A 6,339-nucleotide genomic window follows, 5' to 3' on the forward strand; every position below is an offset into this window, starting at 1 on the left:
GAAGGTCTATGGGATTTTTGACACCTGTTTATGCTGCAGTTGTTAGCACAACTTCTAAGCAGATGAGTCTTTGGGAGAGAATGACTCCTCCAGAAGACATCTCAGTTAACGGTCATTTAATTGACTGGTTATTTGGTTACACGACTTATATGAACTTATTTTTCTTTGCATTAGTTTGTATTGGTCTTTTTGGTTTCTCTTATAAATACGCAGCTAAGAGACACCCGAAGCCGTATTACACTTACGGAAACAAGAAAATTCATATCATCATTGCGACTGTAATTGGTCTATCGGTATTCCTAGGAATCGATATGAACATTACAAGAATTTCAAACGATGATTATGTAAACGTTTTTGCAAAGTGGCCAAAAGCTGATGAGAATCCACTTCGAATTCAAGCTCTTGGGCAGCAGTGGGCATGGCACTTTAGATATGCCGGTGCAGATAACGTTTTCAACACAGAAGACGATGTTGTGCAATTAAATGATCTTAGACTTCCTACTGATCGTAAGGTTGTTATTCAAGTTCTTTCTAAAGATGTAATTCACTCTCTATACTTTCCAAATGCGCGTCGTAAAGTTGATGCTATTCCTGGTCGTTTAACTCGTATGTGGTGGGAGCCTACAAAAGCGGGAACTTGGGATATTGCATGTGCAGAGATGTGTGGAACATATCACTATAGAATGAAAGCTTCTCTGACTACTTATTCACAAGAAGACTTCGCAGTATGGCTTGCAGAAGCACAAGAGAAAGCTCTTCAAGAGAATGATCCTGAAAACCCTGAATTATTCTGGGGTTGGAAGTGGCAGTATTAATTTTAAAATAATTTTTAGGAGAATATAAAATGGCATTTTTCGAGCAACATATTCACTCAGAGCCAAAGACTTTTATCTCAAAGTATATTTTCTCTTTTGATCACAAAGTGATCGGAAAGCAATTTCTTTGGTATGGAATCATTGGTCTAGGTTTAGGTGGGATGATGGCCCTAATGATTCGTTGGACACTAGCGTTTCCAGGAGAGGCATTCCCAGTACTTGGTCACCTTCTTTTCCCTTCAACGGGAGGAGTTGTTCCACCAGATACGTACGCGATGTTATTTACAATGCACGGTACGATCATGATTTTCTACGCAATTACACCTATTCTTATTGGGGCATTTGGTAATTACCTTATTCCTCTACAGATTGGTGCGCGAGATATGGTTTTCCCACTACTTAATATGCTATCTTTTTGGATTGCAGCAGCTTCTGCATTAATTCTTGTGGCATCTTTATGTTTACCATTAGGTGCAGCAGCAGGTGGTTGGACTTCATACCCAACGTTATCAACACTGATAGGATCACCAGGTGCAGGTCAAACTCTTTGGTCTTTAGCGCTTTTCCTACTGGGTGTTTCTTCAACAATGGGTGCTGTTAACTATATTACTACGGTTATCGTTCTTAGAGCTCCAGGTATGGGATATTTTGATATGCCACTTTCTGTTTGGGGTCTATGGCTTACAGCTATTCTAAACGCGATCTTCTTACCAGTTCTTGGTGCAGGTCTACTTCTTCTTATTTTTGACCGTGTATTTGGAACGACATTCTTCCTAGCTGGTGCAGCAGCAACAACTGGGACAGGTGACCCAATTCTTTACCAACACGTTTTTTGGATCTTTGGTCACCCTGAAGTTTATATTCTTATTCTTCCTGCTTGGGGGATTGTATCTGATTTACTTTCTTTCTTTGCAAGAAAACCAGCATTTGGTGCGAAAGCAACTGCGCTTTCAATGACTTCAATTACAATTCTTTCAACGCTTGTATATGGTCACCATATGTATACGACTCAAATGAGTCCACTTTTAACTCAAACGTTTATGACTCTTACTATGACGATCTCGATTCCATCAGCAATTTTCTTTGCTAACTGGTTAGGAACAATCTGGAAAGGGTCAATTAGATTTGATACACCAATGATTTTCTCTCTAGGTGTTGTATTCGTATTTGGTCTTGGTGGTTTAACTGGTCTATACCTAGCTACAGTTACAACTGACCTTTACCTTCACGATACTTACTTCGTTGTAGGTCACTTCCATTACACTATGGCCGCTTCAGTTCTACTTGGTGGTTACGCAGCTATTTATTTCTGGATGCCAAAGATGTTTGGTAAATTCCTAAATGAATTCTGGGGTAAGGTACACTTTTGGATCACAATGATTGGTCTAAATGGTGTTTTCATGGGAATGATGATTGTTGGTTACGCTGGAATGCACAGACGTCTATACAATCCATTCGTATATGAATTCATGGAAAAAATGATTCCTATTAATACATTTATTACTTACTCAGCTCTACTTATGGGGCTTGGGCAGATTCCATTTGTTATCAATTTTGTGTACACAATTTTCTTTAAGAAAGAAAAAGAGCCAGTACCTAATAATCCATGGAATGTAGGTACACTTGAGTGGACTATCCCATCACCATCACCGGTTTATAACTTCAAGGAAATTCCTGTTGTTAAATGTGGGCCACACGAGCTAGGAAACCCTAATCTTCCAGAAGGTAAGGATTTCCAATACCAAACTGAAGAAATAGTTGAGGCATAATTAGAATGAGCCAGGTTATGACGAATAAAGACATTGAGGCAAGAAAGTTAACATCATCAATTGCGATGATCGTTATCCTTGTTTCTTTTACGATGCTCTTTGCTTCGATGTTACTTGGCTATTCTGTATATCGCTTTACTGTTGATGTATGGCCACCAATGGGAATGCCGAGAATCCCTCTGACAATTCCAATGGTGAGTACGTTTATAATTGCGTTAAGTTCTGCAACTCTTGTTCTTTTTGAGTCTTCTTTTGAAAAAAAGAACCTTAAGGCCATGAGAGCTTACTTTGGTTTAACGTTCTTATTAGGACTTGGGTTTATGTTTGTACAGTTACAACTATGGAACTCAATGGCCGCAATGGGATTGCACGCCTCAGGCGGTGTTTTTCCATCATTATTTTATGCATTAACTTGGACACATGCTGCGCATATTGTTGCAGGTTTAATTGCATTATTATTTCTACTTCCTGTAGCTGCAAAAGGTTACAGTGTTGAGAAAATAACTTGGGTACAGAATGTATCTAAGTTTTGGCACTTTCTTGGTGTCGTATGGTTAGTAATGTTTATCGTTATGTTTGTATTTTAAGAGGATAGCTATGAAGAAAATGGCATTAACTTTAACAGCAATGTTTACAATTTTATCTTTGGTTTCATGCCAGGAAAACCATTTTAAAGAAGATAAAGTATTCGCAGGTGGTCTCTATGTTAAGAGTGAAGTTCTTAATAGAGGGAAACAAATTTATACTGAGTACTGTATGGCCTGTCACGGTGTTAACGGTGATGGAAAAGGTGTTGCAGCTAAGTCAATGAAAGTTCCACCGCGTGACTTTACAAAAGGTGTCTTTAAATTTGGTCTTGTTCCATCAGGAGAACTTCCACATGATAAACATCTTTATACAATCCTTGAAAAAGGACTACATGGAACAGCAATGCTTCCTTGGGACCTTACAAAAGATCAAATGTTTGAAGTAGTTCAATACATCAAGACATTTGCTCCAGATGTTTGGGAAGGTAAAGATAAGAAGCTTGGTGAGCAAGTTATTTTAACTAAAAATCCATATGGTGTAGCTCACTTAGAAGCTGCCATTGAGGAAGGTAAGAAAGTATATCACGCCGATGCAATGTGCTGGTCTTGTCACAGAGCTTATGTTCCAAAAGAGGAGCTAGCAGAGCTTACTGGAATGGGGGAAGATGACTTCACTGAACTTGACTACCAAGTTAAGCTTCAAGAAACGGAATGGGGATTTAAATCACTTCCACCTGAATTCACTTGGAACTCAATTCGTTCAGCAGATACTGTTGAAGAAATCGCTCTACGTTTAGCTGCTGGTGTTGGTGGTACAGCAATGGCCGCTTGGAAGGGAACAATAACTGATGATCAAATTTGGGCAGTTGCTCATTACGTTCATTACTTAAAGAGTTTAAAGAATACAGATGCTCGTAAAGAGTTAATGGATCGTATTAAAAACCAATAACAAAAAAAGAGAATCGATAAGATGGCAACTCTAGGTATAAAAAGATCAAATAACTTATTCGAAGTGCTTATTTCAAAGAAAGCATTTTGGTTAGTATTTGTTCTTTATTTCTTCTCTGTTCCGGTTATTAAGTCGGTAACAAGAGAGTTACCACAAGAGCTGCCTGTCTTAAAGAAGCTTCCAGACTATTCACTTGTGAATAGTTTTGGAAAAACATTTGGTTCGAAAGAACTTGCAGGTCGTGTTTATATTGCAAACTTTATTTTTACAACATGTCCTTCAAGTTGCTTGAGATTAACAGCTGAAATGCAAAAGATTCAAAAAAGAGTAAGAGGACTGGGACAAAAAGTTGCTCTTGTTTCTTTTACTGTTGATCCAGATACTGACAAACCAAAAACTCTTTTTAAATATGCAAGAAAACATCAAGCGAATCCTTATGTTTGGACATTCTTAACTGGTGAAACTAAAGACCTTCAAGCTACAATTATTGATGGCTTCGGAGTTGCCATGGGTGAGATGGAAGAAGTTAAAGGAAATGTTAACGGTGAAACTGTTACAATGTTTGATATTGCACACTCTGAGAAGTTAGTTCTAGTTGATGGAACAGGAAACGTCAGAGGTTATTATGATTCAACAAAGAAAGACATTAATAAATTAATGATCGATGTTGGCTTACTAGTAAATAGAAAAGAATATTCAAAAAACTAATATAAAAATGGAGAATAAAATGGCCGAAGGTGCACATCATTCACATAAGAAACTTTATATCTTTATTTTCTTCGTACTTGCGTTTCTAACTGCTGTAGAACTTATCATTCCTGGTATGACTAATATTGCAAAGATCTACCGCGACTCTGCTTTAATTCTTTTAGCATTCGGAAAAGCATTTCTTGTTGCTTACTACTTCATGCACTTAAACGAAGAAACAAAGTGGACTCGTTTTATCGCAGCTATTCCAATTTCAGCTGGTGTATATGCGACAGTACTTATTTTAGAATCAATGTTTAGATAGGACAAAAAGGAGTTTGTATGTCTGAAAATACAAATACGAATACAACGACTGAAACACAAGCAAGTAAGAAAGAACCATTACCAGTAAAAGATGGCCAATTCACTGCAAAGACTACTTGGATTATTGGTTTTTTAATCCTTATGCTATTAGTTCTAAAAACCTTCATTTACACAAAAGATAAAAAGAGACATGGAAAATAATAAAAAAGCCTACTAATCAGTAGGCTTTTTTTATGCATAAATTTCTTTTTAAAAACTTTACTCTATATATTCGATACTAATTATCTTATCGCCCTTTCTGACTTTATCTAAAACATCTAATCCATCAACAACTTGTCCAAATACAGTATACTTTTTATCTAAGTGTGGAAGTGCTGTTAAAGCAATGTAGAACTGCGAGTCGGCACTATTTTCATCTGTTAAAGTACGTGCCATGGCCATTGTTCCTTTAACATGACTTAATTTATTAAATTCTGCTTGTAGCTTTTGGCCGGAACCCCCTGTACCAGTACCTGTCGGGTCTCCAGTTTGTATAACAAAGTCAGGCACAACACGATGAAAAGATAAACCATCATAAAAACCACTTTGAATAAGTTGAATAATGCGTGCAACGGTATTAGGAGCCACTTTCGGGTAGAATTTAAAGGTGATTACACCATGAGAAGTCTTAATAATACCTTCAGATTCAGATAATCCAGTACGATCAACTTTTATTTTAAAGACATCGACCTTTTTGTCCGATGTATTTTCTTGCGGGTTTTGCTCTGTATTTTTAGTACAACCTAAAATAAAGCATAGAAACAGTGTTATTCTTACAAACTTTGCAATAGCCATTATTGAGAAACTCCTTGTATATATGAAATTATGATAGGGAATAAAAAAAAATGCAAAAAAAAGTTAAAAAAAAGAAAAAAGTGTATTGACATATAAAACGAGAAGACATAAATTACGTTTCACCTTGAGAGATGAACGACAAACATCACTGCAAAACAGTTGATGCGAAATCTTGTGGGCGTGTAGCTCAGTTGGGAGAGCACCTGCTTTGCACGCAGGGGGTCGCAGGTTCGACTCCTGTCATGTCCACCATTTATTTCAAGAGGCTCTTTAACATTTGAATATAGTATAAAAGATTTGCTGCTTCGGTAGCAATCAAGATGAGAAGAAATCCAAAAAAAGTTTTAAACGGTTTTTGAAAGATCTGACGTAACTGAATCATTGAAGTTACTTCAATCAGTCAGATGCCATTTAAACTTTGTAAATTTGAGTTT

The 6,339-nt window shown here is 37.0% G+C and carries 8 protein-coding genes and 1 tRNA gene; 8 read left to right on the forward strand and 1 reads right to left on the reverse strand.

Annotated elements, in window-relative coordinates:
• Window positions 1–8 precede the first annotated feature (8 nt).
• Genes DAY19_RS05770 through DAY19_RS05800 form a run of 7 tightly spaced genes read left to right on the forward strand, consistent with a single transcriptional unit; the run spans window position 9 to window position 5,272 of the window.
• Window positions 9–815, forward strand: a complete 807-nt coding sequence (locus DAY19_RS05770) for a cytochrome c oxidase subunit II (RefSeq protein WP_114706214.1) — start codon at window positions 9–11, stop codon at window positions 813–815.
• Window positions 816–844: 29 nt separating this feature from the next.
• A complete protein-coding gene (locus tag DAY19_RS05775; protein WP_114706215.1) occupies window positions 845–2,584 on the forward strand; it encodes a cytochrome c oxidase subunit I in 1,740 nt (579 codons plus the stop codon).
• A 17-nt stretch (window positions 2,585–2,601) separates the two neighbouring features.
• Window positions 2,602–3,171, forward strand: a complete 570-nt coding sequence (locus DAY19_RS05780; protein WP_158536807.1) for a cytochrome c oxidase subunit 3 — start codon at window positions 2,602–2,604, stop codon at window positions 3,169–3,171.
• Window positions 3,172–3,181: 10 nt separating this feature from the next.
• Complete coding sequence (locus tag DAY19_RS05785) at window positions 3,182–4,060, forward strand: c-type cytochrome (RefSeq protein WP_114706217.1); 879 nt, start codon at window positions 3,182–3,184, stop codon at window positions 4,058–4,060.
• A gap of 21 nt (window positions 4,061–4,081) precedes the next feature.
• On the forward strand, window positions 4,082–4,768 hold the full coding sequence (locus DAY19_RS05790) for an SCO family protein (RefSeq protein WP_114706218.1): 687 nt from the start codon (window positions 4,082–4,084) through the stop codon (window positions 4,766–4,768).
• 19 nt (window positions 4,769–4,787) lie between these two features.
• Window positions 4,788–5,072 (forward strand): cytochrome C oxidase subunit IV family protein, encoded by a 285-nt coding sequence (locus tag DAY19_RS05795; RefSeq protein WP_158536808.1) that lies wholly within the window; start codon window positions 4,788–4,790, stop codon window positions 5,070–5,072.
• 17 nt (window positions 5,073–5,089) lie between these two features.
• Complete coding sequence (locus DAY19_RS05800) at window positions 5,090–5,272, forward strand: hypothetical protein (RefSeq protein WP_114706220.1); 183 nt, start codon at window positions 5,090–5,092, stop codon at window positions 5,270–5,272.
• 57 nt (window positions 5,273–5,329) lie between these two features.
• Here the strand turns inward: DAY19_RS05800 and DAY19_RS05805 are convergent, their stop codons facing one another.
• Window positions 5,330–5,905, reverse strand: a complete 576-nt coding sequence (locus DAY19_RS05805) for a peptidylprolyl isomerase (RefSeq protein ID WP_114706221.1) — start codon at window positions 5,903–5,905, stop codon at window positions 5,330–5,332.
• Window positions 5,906–6,081: 176 nt separating this feature from the next.
• Between DAY19_RS05805 and DAY19_RS05810 the strand changes: the two genes are divergently transcribed.
• A tRNA-Ala gene (locus DAY19_RS05810) sits at window positions 6,082–6,157 on the forward strand.
• The last annotated feature ends 182 nt before the right edge of the window (window positions 6,158–6,339 follow it).

This window comes from Halobacteriovorax vibrionivorans (genome assembly GCF_003346865.1).
Taxonomy (GTDB): domain Bacteria; phylum Bdellovibrionota; class Bacteriovoracia; order Bacteriovoracales; family Bacteriovoracaceae; genus Halobacteriovorax_A; species Halobacteriovorax_A vibrionivorans.